This window comes from Paenarthrobacter sp. A20 (genome assembly GCF_024168825.1).
Taxonomy (GTDB): domain Bacteria; phylum Actinomycetota; class Actinomycetes; order Actinomycetales; family Micrococcaceae; genus Arthrobacter.
This window is the reverse complement of sequence record NZ_JALJWH010000001.1, coordinates 2,965,553-2,980,140: the sequence shown is the minus strand read 5'-3', so window position 1 is coordinate 2,980,140 and position 14,588 is coordinate 2,965,553. Positions and strand designations below refer to the sequence as shown.

Genomic DNA, 14,588 nt, shown 5'->3' with positions numbered 1-14,588 from the left:
GCGGGACTGACAACACACATAAAGGAGACATGGTGGCTCACTTCGTGATCATGGGCTGCGGCCGTGTTGGCGCAACCCTGGCGCACACCTTGGAGGATGCGGGCCACTCGGTCGCCATCATCGACCAGGACGAGCGGGCCTTCCGCCGGCTGCGCAACACCTTTACCGGGCGCAAGGTCACCGGCGTCGGCTTCGACCGGGACACCCTCAAGCAGGCGGGCGTGGAAGAGGCCTACGCCTTCGCTGCCGTCTCCAGTGGCGACAACTCAAACATTTTGGCCACGCGCGTGGCCCGCGAGACATTTCATGTTGCCCATGTTGTGGCACGAATCTACGATCCCGGACGCGCCGAGATCTATCAGCGCCTTGGTATCCCCACAGTCGCAGCCGTCCGTTGGAGCGCCGACCAGGTCCTCCGCCGCATACTTCCCGAGCAGCATTTGGCCGGCGACTACCGCGAGCCATCAGGCCGCCTTGTGTTGGCCGAAGTGGACCTGCACGAAGACTGGATCGGGCACAGCCTCAGTTCCATCGAGGCAGCCTCCGGAATCCGCATCGCCTTCCTCACCCGGTTCGGTGAAGGCCTGCTGCCCCAATCCGGGACGGCATACCAGGAGGGCGACACGGTCCACGCGATGCTGAGCCTGGACCGAACGTCCGAGATCAGCCGGATCCTCGCCAAAGCACCCGCCAAGGAGTCTTAGTGAAAGTTGTCATCGTTGGCGCAGGAAGCGTCGGCTCGTCCATTGCGCGTGAGCTGCTCGCCCACAAGCACCAGATTCTCCTCATCGACCTGAAGCCCGAGGTCATTGGCCGCAGCGGGCTGCGGGGCGCACGCTGGTTGGTGGGCGACGCTTGCGAACTCAGCACCCTGCAGGACGCAAAACTCGAGGACGCCGACGTCGTGGTTTCCGCCACTGGCGACGACAAAGTCAATCTGGTGGTCTCCCTGCTTGCCAAGACGGAATTCGGCGTGGGACGCACTGTAGGGCGCGTGAACAACCCCAAAAACGACTGGATGTTCAACGATTCCTGGGGCGTTGACGTGGCCGTTAACACCCCGCAGCTCATGACGGCGCTCGTAGAAGAGGCCGTTGAAATCGGCGACATCGTCCGCCTGCTGACACTCCAGACAGGCGTGGCATCGATCGTGGAATTCACCGTTCCGCATGATTCCCACGTCATCGGCAGCACGGTGGGTGGGATCGACTGGCCCGAGGACGCCACGTTGGTTGCGATTCTGCGCGACCAGGCGCCGATCACGCCTACCCGGGATGACGTGCTTGACGGTGGTGACGAGCTCTTCTTCGTCACCACCATCGCAGCTGAGGACGGCTTGCGGGCACTTTTGTCACCGGCTTCCGACGACGGCGGGGAACCTCGTGAGGGCGCCCCCGAAGCTGCCGATCAGTCCGCTGAGGACGACGGCTTCGACGGTTGAGGTGCCGGCTTGGTTACCAGCCAGGCAACCCATAGTCCCAGGATGTACAGCGGGGCGCCCATCAGGAGCCTGGTGGTCGCCAACGCTGTCAGGCCAGCCTCACCCATGAAGTACAACGGCACCTGCACCACTAGGCGCAACGCCAGCACCGCCACGACGATCCACGTGCCCAGTTTGTAGGCCCGTAGCCTTTCCTGATCTTTGCGCCACTCGAGTCCTTCGTTGCGCACGAAGCCGAAGAGCAGACCGGCTATGGGCCACTTCAGCACGATGGACAGCACCATGGCGGCTATGTAGGCAATGTTCGTGAAGAATCCGAGGACATAGAAGTCTTCGGCCTTGCCCGTGGTGTTGGCCAGCCAGGCAGAAATTCCAACCCCCACCACGCCGGCAAGTGCTTGGGTCAGGGGGCGCCGCTGGATCAGCCGGACCACCGTGAAGACCGCGGCAGCAGCCAACGCTGCAACCAAGGCAGGGGTCAGGTCCCGGGTGACGGTGAAAGCTACCAGGAAAACCAAGCCCGGAAGGATGCTCTCGGCAATGCCTTGCCATCCGCCAGCTGACTTCAGCATGTCCACGTGGCCCGCGCTGTTCCTGTGGAGGCCGGCCTTTTCAGCGTACCCGGCGGCGATATCGGACACACTGGGACCTTCCACGGCGGGTTTTGCGGCGTCACGCCCGGGTGCTGTTTGGTCTTCGGGAACAGCATCCCCGGTGTTCTGCGGTTCTGATCCGTTGGCCACGGTCATAGGTGCTCCTGACGGGAAAGTATTTCGTAGCGTGGATTGAACATGGCCGGCAGTCCGTCGACTTGTGTCACCATGCCGTTCAGGCGAAGCTGCACACCGGCTTCGATGCCTGGAACCCGCAACCTGCCCAGCCAGATAACGCGAAGGCGGTCATATGGCCTCCTGGCTCCCCCGGGTGGCGGTTGGGTTCCGGGCCGCAAGGCATCGACAACCACAGCCGAGAAGAACGGCTGTTCACTGGGCGGCTGGTGCGTCACCGATTCGATGAATCCGGTGCATACCGCCCGGCCCCGTGCTGGAAGATCACGCACTCCGTCGGCTTGGGGCCACCGGTCGGCTGCCCCGTTGTGACCTGGCGTGTCAGCCAATCTGGGTGATCTCCGGCCCTCGCTCCGGCTGCTCCATCACGGGGGCACCTTGCGGGGCGCCGGCTTGCCCGGGCACTGCAGCGTCCTTGGGCAGGCGGAGCTGGAGAAGTTCCCGGGGCGGCATCGGGTTGTCGCCACGGACAACGACCACACGGCGGAAAAGCTCTTCCAGACCCGTAGCGGCCTCACGTTCCAAGGCAGCCGGTCCTCCAAGGACACCACGGAGGAACCAGCGCGGCCCGTCCACGCCCATAAAGCGGGCTGCCCGGAAGCCGCGGCTGCCATCGGCGGCTTCGGCTGGCAGCTTCGCGACGAGCTCAGTACCGAAGGTCCCGGAGATTTCTTCCGTTTCCCCGCCCTGGCTCGTCACGGACTGAGTGATCTGTTCCCGGATCTCGTCCCACAGGCCTTCGGAACGGGGGGCCGCAAACGCCTGGAGCTGCAGGCTGGAACCGTTGAGGTCCATGGTCACTGCCACCACGCGTTGGGTGGCTTCTTCCACTTCAAGCCTCAGCTGGAGACCTTCGGCCGGTGCGATCAGGAGCGCACCGAGGTCGACGTAGCCGTCATGGTCCTCGATCTCGTCTATGTCCAAGGGGCCTTTGGCGAGCCGGAAATCACCAGGCGTGCCTGCCTGGCCTGATTCCGGGCCTTGTGCCTCGACCCCCGGTTCCCCGACGGTGCCGGCCGATTCCGACCGATCGTCCTTGGACTTCTTGCCGCGCCCAAAAAGCATTGGGTTTTCTCCTTAGTAGTGGTCTATCCCCAAGTAAACCGCAACCACGATAAACCGCGATAACCCACGCCATTGAGGCAAGCGGTAGCCTGCGACACGCGGCGGGTTCAGCAGTTTGCTTAGGCTTTCGGGGCGCTAAAGCCGCCAGTGGACCCGAAGCCGCCGGATCCCCGAACAGATTCAGACAGTTGGTCAACGGTCACGAAACGCGCGTATTCGACGCGCTGAATCACCATTTGTGCAATTCTATCGCCGCGTTTGAGGTCAATGGCATGGTTTTGGTCGGTGTTCAGCAGCGTGACTGCGATTTCGCCACGGTAGCCTGCGTCCACAGTGCCTGGAGCGTTCACCACGGTGAGTCCATGCTTGGTGGCCAGGCCTGAACGGGGGTGGATGAGCGCCACAAATCCGTCCGGCAGTGCGATGGAGACGCCGGTGGGAACGAGTTTGCGTTCACCGGGGGCGAGGTGCACATCCTCACGGGCCCGGAGGTCCGCGCCTGCGTCGCCTGGGTGCGCGTAGGACGGGGCTTCCAAACCGCCGTCGAGCATTTTCAGCTGCACGTCCAAAGTAGGTGCGCCGTAGGCTGCGCGGGCATCACCTGCCTCCACGGCTGAAGGGGCGGCGTCTGAACTGAATACTGCGGTCTCATTGCTCACAGTGGTCCATTCTACGGGGAGCGGCCACCAGCAGGACCGCCCATGTCAGCGGCAGGCGTGACCCTGGGCGCCGCGGCAGTCCACGGCCCGATAAGCTGGAGGCATGCCTACGCCTGACCAGTCCTCCCCTGTGCCTGCCCGGAACACCCCCTCAGCCTCCGAGGTCCTGTACACCGAAAAGCTGTGGCCGTCAGTGTGGATCTGGGTTGTGGTGGTTGGCCTGTCGGGCGCGGGCGTCCTGATGTTTGGCCCCATCAGCGCAGCCACGGGCATCATTGCCGCCCTGGTCCTGCTGGCCATCATGACCATCATGTTGGTGCTCTCCACGCCCACCATCACCGTCACTGCCGACACGGTCCGGGTTGGCAGGGCAAGCATCGACCGCAAGTTCGTAGGCTCTGTCCAGGCCTTCAAGAAGGCGGAAGCTACAGCCGAGCGGGGCCCGCGCCTCAATGGACTGGCCTACATGTGCTTCCGTGGCTGGATTGACCCTGTGGTCAAGATTGAAATCACGGATCCAGCTGACCGTACTCCGTACTGGCTCGCGTCGTCCCGCCGGCCCGATGAGCTTGTCACCGCCCTGAGCGCCCCGCGGGACTAACACCGGCCGGGACAGTACACCTAGCTCTCGCACTCCTTGCAATACAGGTGGCCGCCCCGCTCTGTAGCGATCTGGGACCTGTGCTTGACGAGGAAACAGTTGAAGCAGGTGAATTCGTCCGCCTGCGGTGGCATGACCTGGATAAGGAGCTCTTCTCCGGAGAGATCCGCTCCCGGCAGTTCGAAGCCGTCAGCCAGTTCGGTCTCATCGACGTCCACCGCGGAGGATTGCTTCCCCGACTGGCGCGTCTTAAGTTCCTCAAGGGAATCCTCACTGACGTCTTCCTCGGTCTTTCGCGGAGCATCGTAATCGGTGGCCATGGTCCTTCCTCATCCTCCATACACGCTGTGGGTGGGATACCTTTTTCGGGTGGATCCCGGCGGTACGTCCGCCGCCGGTGTAAGGGTGCAACGCCGGACGCCCCGGATTTGTGCCCGATATCGGCCAGATTGTCCTCCCACGGTTTGGAAAAGTCCATAGTCCCTGCCTTGGCCCGAAAGTACTCCGGATCATGCCGCTTTCACCGGAATATCACGGCACGCCCTCGTTCCTAGTAGGAAAACACCCCGACGGGTGGCAGAGTTTCGAATGTCAGTTATGCCATGTGGTGGAGGGTGTTATGCAGGATCTACGACTGGTAGGCGTCCACGACGACGGCGGGCATCTGCTATTGAGCGGCCCCGGCGGTGCGATGTTCCAGCTTCCGATCGACGAGGCTTTGAGGGCCGCGGCGAGCCGGACCCCTGCCCAAGTGGCGGCCCGTGCGTCAAACACACCCATCGCCATGTCTCCCAGGGATATCCAGTCCAGGATCCGCAGCGGAGCTACGGCTGCGGAAGTCGCGGAACTGTCAGGCCTCCCCCTTGCCAACGTCCAGCGTTACGAAGGCCCGGTCCTCGCGGAGCGTGAGTACGTGGCCCGCCAAGCACGGAACATCGAGGTTGCCTCCCCTGCCCCCGGCCACGACATCTATCGCTCGGCGTTTGGCGACAACCCGGCCACCCTGGGCGAAATGGTGGACCACAGGCTCGCTGCCCACGGTATCGATTCCTCCACGGTCGAATGGGACTCGTGGCGCCGCCCAGACGGTTCCTGGACCGTCGTCGCACGTTTCGAAACCGTTCCTGGCACCCACGGGAGCATCGGCGAGGAACCTCCCGCCATGTGGACCTTCAGCCCGCAGCGCAAGTCATTGCAGAACGCCAACCGCTGGGCCCAGCAGCTCAGTGAACTCGAACCGTTGGATGGACCTGTCCCAGCCCGCAGGCTTGCGGCCGTCTCGGACCGGCCTTTCGACTTTGAATCGGACGCCGAAACGGCCGCCCGCGCCTCGGCGAAAGAATCGGACAGCCTCCTGGAAATGCTCCGTTCGCGTCGCGGCCAGCGCCTGGGCGTGGACGAGGATGCGGACGACGCCCTCGCTGTCCTGCTGAGCAATGTTCCCGCCGCCCACCCGCGGCCGGGTGAGGAACTGGATGAAATCCACGAGGAACCCGCCGCCGCAGACCCCGAACCAGCCACGCCTGTTGCAGAAGAAGCACCTCGCAAGGACGGGCGGCCGTCCATGTTGTCCCGGCTGAGCCTGGCGCCCCGGCACTTCGAGTCACACGACACTGACGACGACGATTCGCTGAAGCTCCACGACGGCGTCAGCACCGAGACCCGCGAAATCACGGTAGTAGCCAGCCCGCTTCGTCCGGTTACGTCCCTGTCGGGCCGCAAGCCCGCTGGGCTTGACGAACTCCTGGGTGGCGGCAGCGCGCCCCGCGCCGAGGGTGAACCCGTGCGCGGAGAATCCCTACGCGGGGAATCCTTGCCGGAAGACCACAAGGACGGCACACCGGCGGATGAGTCCAAGGACTCCGACGTTTCCAAGGACATTGACGCACCTGCGGAACGTCAGCCTTCAAGGCCAAAGAGGTCCAGCATCCCCAGCTGGGACGAGATCGTTTTCGGAGCCCGCGGAGACTAGCTGGAGGCTTGGCTGCGGTGAAGCTCCCCCGCACCCGGCCATAGACAGGCATCAATGTCGAACGGCAGCGGCTGGTCTGCTCCGGCCATCAGGTTGGCGCCATGCGCCGTGACGCGACGCATGTAGTGGCGCCGGCACAATGTCTCATAGCCCACGACGGTTTCATCTCCCACGGCACCCGTATCCGGGATCCCGGAGGCTTCGTCGTCGTCGGCAGTGGGAGCTACGTCGCCCACCATTACCTGCTCGCCTTCCACCACCATGATGCCGTTCAACGTACGGGCGTTCTGCGTTGCCCGGCGGCCACACCAGCACAATGCTTCCACCTGCAGCACCTGGACTTTGTCGGCCAGCTCAATCAGCCGCTGCGAGCCAGGGAACAGCCTGGTGCGGAAGTCGGACGTGATGCCGAATGCGAAGACGTCCACTTCCATCTCATCCACCACGCGGGCCAGCTGCTCCACTTGGGCGGGCGAATAGAACTGCGCTTCATCGCAAATGAGGTAGTCCACACGGAGTCCGCTGGTGCGACGGACCACCACTTCGTCCCAAAAGTCAGTGCAGCGCTCAACCTCAACGGCGTCTGTTTGCAGGCCAAGCCTGCTGGAGATCGTAGAGTCCCCGGCACGGTCGTTGCAGCTGAAGCGGACCCCTCCACGGCCCCTTGCGCGGTGGTTGTGGTCCATCTGCAGGGCCAGGGTGGACTTACCGCAGTCCATGGTGCCTGAGAAGAAAACCAGCTCAGCCACGTTTGCCCTTCTTTCCTGCGGCGGGGAAGCACAGCAAGGGAACTTCGCGCTCGGCTTTGGTCAACGAGCCGTGTTGGCCCACTACCTCCAGCGATGTGGGCCGGGCACGGCGGGTGTCATAGAGCGCCAAGGTGTCGCGGGCGGCGATCATGACGTCGCCGATGCGGGGTGACACTTCCGGGCGGACCGCACCGAACAACCCGGCGTCCACGGCCTGGTCCCGGGTGAAGGCCCAGATCCGTTCGCCAAAACGACTGCGCCAGGCAGCGATGAGGGCGGCCCGGTGTGCCTCCGTGGCGTCAGGCTCAAGGTAAAGATGCACCATGCGTGGCTCGCCGGCAGTGTGCCGGACTCCGGCCACCAGCGATTCGTCAGCGGAGTAGTCGATCCGCTGGGATTCGGGAACATCCAGCATGCCGTGGTCACCGGTGAGCAGGATGGTGGTGCCTGTCGGCAGCGTTGCGGAGAGCCTTTTCACAGTGGAGTCGAGTTCTTCGAGCTGGTGTTCCCACCGATCCGACTGGCAGCCGTAGCGGTGGCCGGCTTTGTCCAGCTCATTGACGTAGAAATACATCAAGGAGCGGCCGCCACCGGACATTGCTTCCGCGGCCGCGGCCGTACGTGCATGCAGCGTGGTGCCGCCAACAAAGCGGCTCCCCCGGAGCGCGGCTTGCGTCATGGGTGAGTTGCCGAACTGCGGCAGGCTGACTGTCACGACGTCCAGTTCTGCCGCGAGGCGTTCAAAGATGGTCGCATGGGGCTGCCATTTCACCGGGTCCACCTGTGAGTCCCAGTTTCCCAGGAGGTTGACTACCTTGTCCTGCGCCGGATCAAGGACGTCATAGCCCACCATGCCATGTTGCCCGGCCGGCAAACCGGTGCCCAGGCTCGCGAGGGACGCGGCCGTTGTGCTGGGGAATGCCGAGTCGATCCACTGCGGGGTGTTTCGTTGCCCGTCGGCGAGAACTGAGCGGAGGAATGGCGTGTGGGAGACCCTCGACTTGAGAAGGTTCCGACCCAAACCATCGGCCAGGACAACACAGACGCGCTTCGATGACGGCAACTGGAGGTGGTTGGTGAAGCCGGGCACTCCAAGCGCTGCTGCGGAACTTGTGAAAACTTCCGCGATGGATTTGCTCCCGAACAGCGGTGCCGAGGGAACATCGGTCGCCGACGCACTCCCGGAAGAGGCGTCTCCGTGCCCCTGTGCGGTTTCCCTCAACGCTGGTGTCCGCGGCTCAGGCGGTTGCTGAAGACGCCCGAACGCGGCCGTGGAGCGGGGATGCTGGGGTGCTGGACAGGAGTTGGATTACCCGTATTGACGGCGCGTAGGGCGCGGGCAAAGAGCTTGGCATCCTGGACCGCCTGCAGTCCATCTGCTTCAGCGCTGATGCGCAGCACAATGTCTTCCTGCGCGATGGTTCCGCTGTAACCGTGGTCGGCCTCGCATTGGGGGTCTCCGCAACTCGCCGGCCCCATGTCCAGGCGCTGCCCGCCGGACCACGCGATGGAGACCGTGAGCTCCCGGACAGGATCGGAGGGCTTGTAGTCCTGGGGTTGGGAGTACATGTAGCTCAGGACCACCGAGCGGATCTGTGCCACCGGTACGGACTCCGTGGAAATCTGCGCGACGATCTGCTCGCCGGCTTCATCCAGCTGCTGGTCGTCAACATGGGTGATCACCAACATGTCTTCGGTGAGCACCAACACGGTGATATGCCTGCGGACCTCGGCGCGGTCGAAGTGTGTCTCCAGATGGACCAGGTGGGAAAGGCACTCCCGGCCGTCCAGGGCGTCGTCGACGACGTCGGCCACCAACCGCGGGTAAAACCCTGCCTGCTGCAGCGCCTGGTCCAGGCTCTGCCCCTGCGAGCTGTGGTTGTGCGCTGGGTGGTGCCCGGTGTTGGACGGGCGTGATTGAGGCGTCGGAGACTGGGTGCTCATTCCCCCATTTTCACAGATCGCTTGATGACTTCCTAACCGCCTGCTCCGCCCTGTGGCTAACTTCGCATGGCACGGCGAGCGCTGTCGGTACGCTGCGCGGCATTGCCGATCCAGACCTCGGCGCCGAGGATTGTGGCGCCTGAGGGACCGGCCAGGACGGGATTGAATTCCACGAGTGCAATTCCCGGGTGGTCATCCTTCAACTTGGCGAGCCTGGAGGCGATGTCCTCCAAGGCGGCCACATCCACGGCAGGCAGCCCCTGGTAACCGAACAGCTTCCGGGAGGCCCTCGGCGAACGGATGACGTCATGCAGGTCCGCAGCCGAGAGCGGCGGGACCCGGTGGGCCCAGTCGTCCAGCAGGTTTACTGCATCGCCTGCCAATCCAAAGGAAAGCACAGGTCCCAACAACGGATCCTCCATGGCGCGGAAGGTGCAGGCCTGTCCCACCGGAGCCATGGCCTGAACCTCCAGCGACGGTGATCCGTAGGGTTCCAGCGCGCGCCGCATCTGCGCAACGTTCTGGCGCAGCGACTCAGCGTCCTGGATGTCCAGCCGCACACCGCCCAGGTCCAGTCGGTGCCGGAGCGCAGGATCGGTGGTCTTCAGGACCACGGGCCAGCCCACTGAGTCCGCCGCTTGCACCGCTTCATCCGGGGTGCCGAATCCAAGCGTTGGCACCACCTTGATTCCGTAACCCGCAAGCAGTGCCGCGGCAGCACCGGCGTCGAGCTTCCTGATCTTTTCGCCGGTGACACCGGCCAGCATTGCCGTCAGCGCTTCCCGGGTGCCATCCACGTCGCAGCCGTCCGGTTCGACGAACAAGCCCTGGTCCCTGTCACGCCACTGGGCATAGCCAACAATCGCGGCCAACGCTGCCACTGCGGCGCCGGCGTTCGAGTAGCACGGAAGCACGGGGCTGCCCGCAGCACCTAGCATCCCTTCCACATGCATGGAGGGGTCAAGAATTCCGGTGAAGGCCGCAACAACCGGCTTTCCAGCCTCCGCTGCACATTCAGCCAGGACACCGGCCAACGCTTCCACCGTGAGCCCGCGGGCAGGGAGAAGGGCGGCAATCACCGCGTGGACGGAGTCGTCGGCGAGGCTTTCCATGAGGCTGTTCCGAAGTGCCGGGAGCGCAAGCGACATGCCGGCGTCGAGGTCAACCTCCGTCACCAAGCGGCTGACGTCCAGTCCAAGGGGTCCTGCGCTGTCTGCCACCACTTTTCCGAGGGCTACCGAGTTGGAATAGACGGCGACGCCGGGGCCCTGCGGCAGCGCCTGGGATGAAACGATCTGGGCGATGTCCATGAGCTGTTCAATGGTCTCAACCCGGATGACGCCGGCCTGGCGCATCATGGCATCCACTGCGGCAGCAGGCGCCTGGGTGGTGCGCACTTCATGTCCGGGGGGCAGGCTCAGGCCCGTCACGTCCGACTTGGCAACGATCACCGGCTTGCTCCGGGACAACCGACGCGCCAGGCGGGAAAACTTACGGGGGTTACCGATGGACTCCAGGTACAGGCCCACGGCGGAGGTATCGGCGTCGTCCTCCCAGTACTGCATGGCGTCGTTGCCGGAAACGTCGGCGCGGTTTCCGGCCGAGAGGAACGAGGACAATCCGAGTCGTCGGCGGCTGGCTGCCGCATACACGGCAATGCCCACAGCGGCCGATTGGCTGAACAGGCCCAGGCTCCCCCTCGGCGGCATGGTGGGCGCCATGGATGCATTGAGGGATACGGACGGGTGGGTGTTGAGTATTCCGAGGGACTCCGGGCCGATCACCCTCATGCCGTTCGCCCTCGCGCGGCGCACCAACTCGTGCTGGCGCGCGAGGCCCCGCTCGCCGTCGTCGGCAAAACCGGCAGTGGCCACCACTATGCCCTTGACGCCTGCGGCAGCGCAGTCGTCCACCACCTTGGGTACTTCCTCGTAGGGCACCGCGATGATGGCCAGCTGGACCGGACCTGGAATTTCCGACAATTTTCCGAAGGAGACCATGCCGGCAAGTTCGAACGCCTCAGGGTTGACGGCGTAGACCGGACCCGTGAAGCCACCTTCGATGATGTGCTCGAGCAATTGATACCCGACGGTTCCCCACTTGCGGCTGGCCCCAATAACGGCCACCGACGCCGGCGACAACAAGTCGCGCACGCTGCGCGCCTCCGCGCGGTGCTCACGGGACTCCATCACGGCCCTGGATTTCTCCGTGGGGTCGATGTTGAACTCGACGCTCACCACGCCGTCGTCGAATTGCCGGGTGAGGTCATAACCGGCGTCGGCAAAGACCATCAGCATCTTCCGGTTATCGGGAAGGACCTCGGCGGTGAACCGCCGGATGCCGTTCTCGCGGGCAGCAACGGCAAGGTGCTCAAGCAGGATGGAGCCGATCCCGCGGCCCTGGTGGGCGTCCGAAATGTTGAAGGCGACTTCAGCCTCGTCGGGATCATCCAACCGGTCGTAGCGGCCAATACCCATGATTTCGCCGCCGATGGTGATCACGAAAGCCACGCGGTTGATGTGGTCAACTTCGGTGAAGCGCCGCACTTCCTTGCCCGAGAGCCGGGGTTTGAAAGAAAAGAACCGCATGTAGATCGAAGCCTGCGATTGGCCCGCGTGGAACGCCTGCAAGGCGTCGCCGTCCTCGGGCCGGATGGGGCGAAGGTGGGCTGTCCCGCCATCGCGCAGCACGACATCGGCCTCCCAATATTCCGGATAAATGCCGACGCCGGGCTGATCCACCATAGGCTTAGCCTAGCTAAAACATCCGCAGTACGACTTTCAAGGATTCACCGACCCCATGGCCCGCAGCCAATCTTCCGCACGCAAAGCCGAGCCCCTCGGCGATTTCACCGAGAACATCGTCGATATTGACGTCACTTCCGAGATGGAAGGCTCCTTCCTGGAGTACGCCTACTCAGTGATCTATTCGCGTGCCCTCCCGGACGCACGCGACGGACTGAAGCCTGTCCAACGGCGCATCCTGTACATGATGGCCGACATGGGGCTGCGCCCTGACCGTGGACACGTCAAGAGTGCCCGCGTCGTGGGCGAGGTCATGGGTAAGCTCCACCCGCACGGAGACGCCGCGATCTATGACGCCATGGTGCGCATGGCACAGGACTTCTCCCTGCGCCTGCCGCTGATCGACGGACACGGCAACTTCGGCTCGCTCGACGACGGCCCGGCAGCACCGCGTTATACCGAGGCGCGCCTGGCGGCCGCTGCGCTGACAATGACGGACCATCTCGACGAAGACGTAGTGGACTTCGTCCCCAACTACGACAACCAGCTGACCCAGCCTGACGTTCTCCCGGCCGCATTCCCCAACTTGCTGGTGAACGGCACCACCGGCATCGCGGTGGGCATGGCCACCAACATGGCGCCGCACAACCTCGTTGAGGTCATCGCCGCCGCCCGCCATTTGATTGCCAACCCTGAAGCCACCCTTGAAGACATCATGAGGTTCGTCCCGGGGCCCGACCTCCCCACTGGCGGCCGCATAGTGGGCCTGGACGGAATCCGCGACGCCTATGCCACCGGCCGCGGTTCCTTCAAGACCCGCGCCAAGGTGGAGGTGGAACAGCTTTCCGCCCGACGCACGGGCCTGGTTGTCACCGAGCTCCCCTACATGGTAGGCCCGGAAAAGGTCATCGAGAAGATCAAGGACGCCGTCAACGCCAAGAAGCTGACCGGCATCAGCGATGTGGTTGACCTGACGGACCGCAACCACGGCCTTCGCTTGGTCATTGAGCTCAAGAACGGCTTCAACCCCAACGCCGTCCTCCAGCAGCTGTACCGGTACTCGCCCATGGAAGACTCCTTCGGGATCAACAACGTGACGTTGGTGGACGGCCAGCCGCAGACGCTGGGCCTCCTGCAGTTGCTGCAGGTGTACGTCGAACACCGCCTGAACGTTGTGCGCCGGCGTACCTCCTTCCGCCTGGGCAAGAAAAAGGACCGCCTCCACCTGGTGGAGGGCCTGCTGATCGCGATCGTGGACATCGACGAGGTCATCCAGATCATCCGGTCCTCCGATGAAGCCTCGGCAGCGCGTGAGCGGCTGATGTCCATTTACGACCTCACCGAGATCCAGGCCAACTACATCCTGGAACTGCGGCTGCGGCAGCTGACCAAATACTCCCGCCTTGAACTGGAGAAGGAGCAGGACGAGCTTCGCCGTGAAATCGAAGCGCTCGAAGCCATCCTTGCTTCGGATGAGCTGCTTCGCGATCTTGTATCCGGTGAGCTGGCCGTTATCGCCGAGAAGTACGGCACGCCCCGCCGCACGGTGCTCCTTGAATCCGAAGCGGTCTCCCCCACGGTGGCTGCGGCCCTCGCGGCAGCCACCCCTGGTCCCAAAGGCAAGGCCGCCGCGCTGCCCCTTGAAATTCCGGACGACCCCTGCTGGGCACTGCTCAGCGTTTCCGGCCAGATCGCCAGGACGTCCAACCAGGAACCCTTGGCCGAAGCAGGGCCGCGGGCCAAGCATGATGTCTTCCGGTCGGTCGTTAAAACCACTGCCCGCGGCGAGATCGGTGCCGTCACTTCCCAGGGCCGCATGCTGCGCCTGCAGGTGATGGACATGCCCACCCTCCCGCCGGTCTCCGGCCTGCCGAACCTCGCCGGGGGCGTGCCGGCGAAGGACTTCATCACGCTGGTCAAGGGTGAAACCCTGGTGGCGTTCGTTCCCCTGGATGCAATCCTGGCCATTGGCACGGTCCAGGGCGTCGTGAAACGTGTGCAGCCGGACTACCCGCTGAACCGCGAGGACTGGGAAATCATCGCCCTGAAGGACAAGGATTCAGTCCTCGCCGTTGAACCGGCACAAGAGGACGACGTCGATCTCGTCTTCGTGACAAGGCAGGCGCAATTGCTCCGGTTCAGCGCCTCCAACGTCCGGCCGCAGGGCCGCACGGCGGGTGGCATGGCCGGCATCAAGCTGGCCGCCGGCGATGATGTGATCCACTTCGGTACCGTGCGCGCCAACGATCCTGCCGCCGTCGTGGTGACCATTGCCGGCACCAATGGCGCCCTGCCCGGCACGGCACCAGGAACCGCAAAGGTCACAGCCTTCGACGAGTACCCAGCCAAGGGGCGGGCCACCGGTGGAGTGAGGGTGCACCGCTTCCTGAAGGGCGAGGACACATTGCTGATGGCATGGGCCGGGCACGGACCCGCCAAAGCATCATCCGCGGCCGGGGTTGCCAGGGCGCTTCCGCACGAGCACGGCCGTCGGGATGGCTCGGGCGTGCCGTTGTCACAGCCGGTAGAGGCGATTGGCCCGAGCATGGCGTGGACAGAGACCGCCGGGTAATCAGCAGTGCACGGCAAAGGCCGGGGTTGGACACTCCGGCCTTTACTGTTGCC

The 14,588-nt window shown here is 64.2% G+C and carries 14 protein-coding genes; 5 read left to right on the top strand and 9 right to left on the bottom strand.

Features of this window, described 5'->3' with window-relative positions:
- Positions 1-32 precede the first annotated feature (32 nt).
- Positions 33-704 carry a TrkA family potassium uptake protein gene (locus tag J3D46_RS13825; RefSeq protein WP_231338995.1) on the top strand — a complete coding sequence of 224 codons (672 nt, stop codon included), beginning with the start codon at positions 33-35 and terminating at the stop codon, positions 702-704.
- Positions 704-1,441 carry a TrkA family potassium uptake protein gene (locus J3D46_RS13820; protein ID WP_231338965.1) on the top strand — a complete coding sequence of 246 codons (738 nt, stop codon included), beginning with the start codon at positions 704-706 and terminating at the stop codon, positions 1,439-1,441. The genes J3D46_RS13825 and J3D46_RS13820 overlap by 1 nt, the downstream gene beginning before the upstream one ends.
- Here the strand turns inward: J3D46_RS13820 and J3D46_RS13815 are convergent.
- The 4 genes from J3D46_RS13815 to dut all read right to left on the bottom strand — a co-directional run bounded on the left by J3D46_RS13815 (position 1,408) and on the right by dut (position 3,953).
- On the bottom strand, positions 1,408-2,190 hold the full coding sequence (locus tag J3D46_RS13815; RefSeq protein ID WP_231338966.1) for a DUF3159 domain-containing protein: 783 nt from the start codon (positions 2,188-2,190) through the stop codon (positions 1,408-1,410). The two genes, J3D46_RS13820 and J3D46_RS13815, sit on opposite strands and share 34 nt — an antisense overlap.
- On the bottom strand, positions 2,187-2,501 hold the full coding sequence (locus J3D46_RS13810) for a hypothetical protein (protein ID WP_231338967.1): 315 nt from the start codon (positions 2,499-2,501) through the stop codon (positions 2,187-2,189). The genes J3D46_RS13815 and J3D46_RS13810 overlap by 4 nt, the downstream gene beginning before the upstream one ends.
- 49 nt (positions 2,502-2,550) lie before the next feature.
- Entirely contained in the window at positions 2,551-3,294 is a 744-nt protein-coding gene (locus J3D46_RS13805; protein WP_231338968.1) for a DUF3710 domain-containing protein, read from the bottom strand.
- A gap of 119 nt (positions 3,295-3,413) precedes the next feature.
- Positions 3,414-3,953: a dUTP diphosphatase gene (dut, locus tag J3D46_RS13800; RefSeq protein ID WP_231338969.1), complete on the bottom strand. Its 540-nt coding sequence runs from the start codon at positions 3,951-3,953 to the stop codon at positions 3,414-3,416.
- Between the two features lie 103 nt (positions 3,954-4,056).
- Between dut and J3D46_RS13795 the strand changes: the two genes are divergently transcribed.
- Positions 4,057-4,554, top strand: coding sequence for a DUF3093 domain-containing protein (locus J3D46_RS13795; protein WP_231338970.1), 498 nt, complete (start codon positions 4,057-4,059; stop codon positions 4,552-4,554).
- Positions 4,555-4,574: 20 nt separating this feature from the next.
- Here J3D46_RS13795 and J3D46_RS13790 read toward each other — a convergent pair whose 3' ends face one another.
- Positions 4,575-4,874: a DUF4193 domain-containing protein gene (locus J3D46_RS13790; RefSeq protein WP_159706744.1), complete on the bottom strand. Its 300-nt coding sequence runs from the start codon at positions 4,872-4,874 to the stop codon at positions 4,575-4,577.
- Positions 4,875-5,173: 299 nt separating this feature from the next.
- Between J3D46_RS13790 and sepH the strand changes: the two genes are divergently transcribed.
- Positions 5,174-6,526, top strand: coding sequence for a septation protein SepH (sepH, locus tag J3D46_RS13785; protein WP_231338971.1), 1,353 nt, complete (start codon positions 5,174-5,176; stop codon positions 6,524-6,526).
- Here the strand turns inward: sepH and J3D46_RS13780 are convergent.
- The 4 genes from J3D46_RS13780 to J3D46_RS13765 are packed head-to-tail and all read right to left on the bottom strand — an operon-like array spanning position 6,523 to position 11,963.
- Positions 6,523-7,275 (bottom strand): thymidine kinase, encoded by a 753-nt coding sequence (locus tag J3D46_RS13780; RefSeq protein ID WP_231338972.1) that lies wholly within the window; start codon positions 7,273-7,275, stop codon positions 6,523-6,525. The two genes, sepH and J3D46_RS13780, sit on opposite strands and share 4 nt — an antisense overlap.
- On the bottom strand, positions 7,268-8,497 hold the full coding sequence (locus tag J3D46_RS13775) for an alkaline phosphatase family protein (RefSeq protein WP_231338973.1): 1,230 nt from the start codon (positions 8,495-8,497) through the stop codon (positions 7,268-7,270). Before J3D46_RS13775 ends, J3D46_RS13780 begins: the two co-directional genes overlap by 8 nt.
- Entirely contained in the window at positions 8,494-9,219 is a 726-nt protein-coding gene (locus J3D46_RS13770; RefSeq protein WP_231338974.1) for a DUF5998 family protein, read from the bottom strand. The genes J3D46_RS13775 and J3D46_RS13770 overlap by 4 nt, the downstream gene beginning before the upstream one ends.
- Before the next feature lie 56 nt (positions 9,220-9,275).
- The gene (locus J3D46_RS13765; RefSeq protein WP_231338975.1) at positions 9,276-11,963 is read right to left on the bottom strand and encodes a bifunctional GNAT family N-acetyltransferase/acetate--CoA ligase family protein; all 2,688 of its coding nucleotides are present in this window, start codon (positions 11,961-11,963) and stop codon (positions 9,276-9,278) included.
- 55 nt (positions 11,964-12,018) lie between these two features.
- Between J3D46_RS13765 and J3D46_RS13760 the strand changes: the two genes are divergently transcribed.
- Entirely contained in the window at positions 12,019-14,535 is a 2,517-nt protein-coding gene (locus tag J3D46_RS13760) for a DNA topoisomerase (ATP-hydrolyzing) subunit A (RefSeq protein WP_231338976.1), read from the top strand.
- Positions 14,536-14,588: the final 53 nt, after the last annotated feature.

What these genes read in the sequence shown, in the direction of transcription:
- J3D46_RS13760 (WP_231338976.1), top strand. Translation starts at nt 12,019, where the DNA reads ATGGCCCGCAGCCAATCTTCCGCACGCAAAGCCGAGCCCCTCGGCGAT.
- J3D46_RS13805 (WP_231338968.1), bottom strand. Translation starts at nt 3,294, where the DNA reads ATGCTTTTTGGGCGCGGCAAGAAGTCCAAGGACGATCGGTCGGAATCG.
- sepH (WP_231338971.1), top strand. Translation starts at nt 5,174, where the DNA reads ATGCAGGATCTACGACTGGTAGGCGTCCACGACGACGGCGGGCATCTG.
- J3D46_RS13795 (WP_231338970.1), top strand. Translation starts at nt 4,057, where the DNA reads ATGCCTACGCCTGACCAGTCCTCCCCTGTGCCTGCCCGGAACACCCCC.
- J3D46_RS13765 (WP_231338975.1), bottom strand. Translation starts at nt 11,963, where the DNA reads ATGGTGGATCAGCCCGGCGTCGGCATTTATCCGGAATATTGGGAGGCC.
- J3D46_RS13790 (WP_159706744.1), bottom strand. Translation starts at nt 4,874, where the DNA reads ATGGCCACCGATTACGATGCTCCGCGAAAGACCGAGGAAGACGTCAGT.
- J3D46_RS13815 (WP_231338966.1), bottom strand. Translation starts at nt 2,190, where the DNA reads ATGACCGTGGCCAACGGATCAGAACCGCAGAACACCGGGGATGCTGTT.
- J3D46_RS13770 (WP_231338974.1), bottom strand. Translation starts at nt 9,219, where the DNA reads ATGAGCACCCAGTCTCCGACGCCTCAATCACGCCCGTCCAACACCGGG.